The following is a 2,433-nucleotide window of genomic DNA, read 5'->3' as shown; positions in this document are numbered from 1 at the left end:
GCGAATGCGATTGCAGTGGCCAATTCCGACGCTGGTGATCCATCGACGCCCAACAGCACGGGCCCACCAACGGCAGCCGGCGACGGGGCCGAAACCTCCCGGTGAATGACGGCGACAGGGCAATGGGCTCGATGGATCAGTCCGGCGCTGACCGAGCCCAGCAATACGCGACGCACGGTGCCCAGTCCACGGGCGCCTACGACGACCAGGTCCGCGGCTCGAGACATATCGACCAGAGTCGGCATGGGCGGGGAAAAGTGCAACTGACTGTCGATTTCCGCTGGATGAGCTTCTCCGACAGCGCTTTCTGCGATCCTGGTCGCACGGTCGTTGATGGCTTGCAGGTCAGTTTCGTGGCGGTGCTGCGCCTCTGTGGGAGTGAAAGGAGCGAGGCGCGGTAGTGGCGATCGGGGTGAGGCGTGCATAAGCGTGAGCCGCCGCTTACGAAGCACTGATTCGCGCGCAGCCCAGCGGACGGCGGCATCGGAACCAGCTGACCCGTCGACACCAACCAGCACGCCGAAATGGTGGTTGTTGCTGGCCATCTGACTGTCCTTCCGTGGGGACGGCGACTACGGGGATCGCGAGGCTGTGTAATGCGTTGCGTACGAACATCGAACAGCGGGGTCGACGGTCTCATGGTGCTCCGCGGGGCATCCACAGTGCGTCCCCGCGCGGTGGCGGGTTTAACAGGACGCCACAGTAGGGCTCGACGCATTCAGGAGGATTGCGTGTCGCGCGGTCAGGAGTGATCGGTGATGGATGGGGCGCCACGGTGGAAGTTGGGGCAGCGGTCTGCGCGGGTAGCGTTGTGTTGCCTCGTAACACAACGCTACCGATCCCGGCTGCTAACGCAAACATGATAGCGCCGCCGGCCAGCGCGATCGCCGCTTTCGGTTGAGATAACATCGCGCTCTCCGCTCGTGATTGGGTGTTCGTGCGAAGACAAAGTCTTCCAGCCGATGCCCTCCGGGGGTAGGGCATTCGGTCCCTATTGTGAAAGGCAATCCAGCCTCCATGGCGGTGTCGAGGCGAAGGAGCGGGCCTCCTGTGATGGCGGATATTTTGACGAGGCAGTAGGGCTCCGCGGGAATGGGTCCCCGACGGTCGATGCCGCACATCCGCGCAGGTGGGTTGGTAACTGGAGATCGGTGTAGCGCGGCCTAATTCCTGGGTTATCTCCCGCAACGTTACCAATGGCTAACCTGACGCAGGCGGGATCATCGTTAGATCAGGCGGACCCGTAAACCCCCGCGCTGCCTCGATCCCCTTCGCCTTTTGCAGCGCAGCGTGCCCGCGAACCCTGCGAACGGTCATCACCTATACCACGCGGCTTGATCGCGCCAACTACCGAATTGGGTGAATTTCTCACCATCCTGCCCATGCCCTTCGAGATCGGCGGCGTCATGCTGGACTGGACCACCCTGGCGGCGGTGTTGCCTCACCTCGTTATGCCGTCACGTTTCGGCGAACGAATTCGCGGGAACGCCGCCGTCACCGTGCAAATTCCACCGCCACTTGGAAGGCCTGATTGCCCTAACTGCGGGGACCTAAGTCCCTACCCCGTGGGGGTATCTGCATGCAACATTGGGGTTGTTAGGACGAACGACCAAACACAGGAGAGTCTGATGAAATCTCAAACGAAAGCGGCGATCGCGCTGTTCGGCGGAGCGGCAGCGTTAGTTTTAGCGGTCGGATTTGGCGGCAGCGAATTGGCAAGCAGTACGACCACACCAGTTGCGGACCCTGCTTCGAGCGTGACGCCGGCGCCGCCCGCCCCAGGCGGTCCCGACTTTGCGGCTCCTGGCGGTGTCGACGGAGCGGGAGCACCCCCCACGGGCTTAATCGTGTCGCCGCACCCTACGCCCCCGGTGCCGCGCACAAACCCAAGGCCCTGAGCGCACACGGCTTTTCGGGTAGTGTCCGCGGCCGAGATATTTTTGTGTTTAAGGTCCGATGAATGGCCAATCTCGGAGTGCGCGGAGGTGCCGAATCGATGGCCCGAGGTTGAAGGGTTCGCAGTCAGGACCGTTGCTCACGACAAATAAACGGGAAAACCCCATTGCGGCGGCAGTGCGTAGCGGGTCAAGCAGCCCGGGGCGCTGGCAGCGGGGGCGATGGTGCAGAGCCGGAGCACTAGTTGGTCTTGATGGTGCCTAATGTCTTGCGGGGCAGCAGGATCCCATCCCCGACACCACGCAGATCGCTACGGACCGGGTCCTGCATCGGCGTGCCTGCGGCGCAGTCGACGCCCCACGATGATGCGCTGGGAGCCTCCCAGGGCTAGGTGGCCTGAGCCCATGCGCGTGATCAGCAAGCTCGTGGACGTGAAATGCGTCGTGGAGTTTGTCGGCATGGGACGCCAATGGTGTGCGCCCCGGCGAGCGCATGCGTTGGAGGCGTGAGTGGCGGCAGAGGCTCGCCGCTTACACG

1 protein-coding gene is annotated in these 2,433 nt (G+C 63.3%); it reads right to left on the bottom strand.

Going from position 1 to position 2,433, the window contains the following annotated elements:
• The coding region (locus tag AC5Y5O_RS31885; protein WP_500028730.1) for a universal stress protein at window positions 1-545 on the bottom strand (545 nt) is incomplete at its 3' end.
• Between the last annotated feature and the right edge of the window lie 1,888 nt (window positions 546-2,433).

This window comes from Mycobacterium sp. NGS40, assembly GCF_059812735.1.
This window is presented reverse-complemented; position numbering and strand designations above follow the sequence as displayed.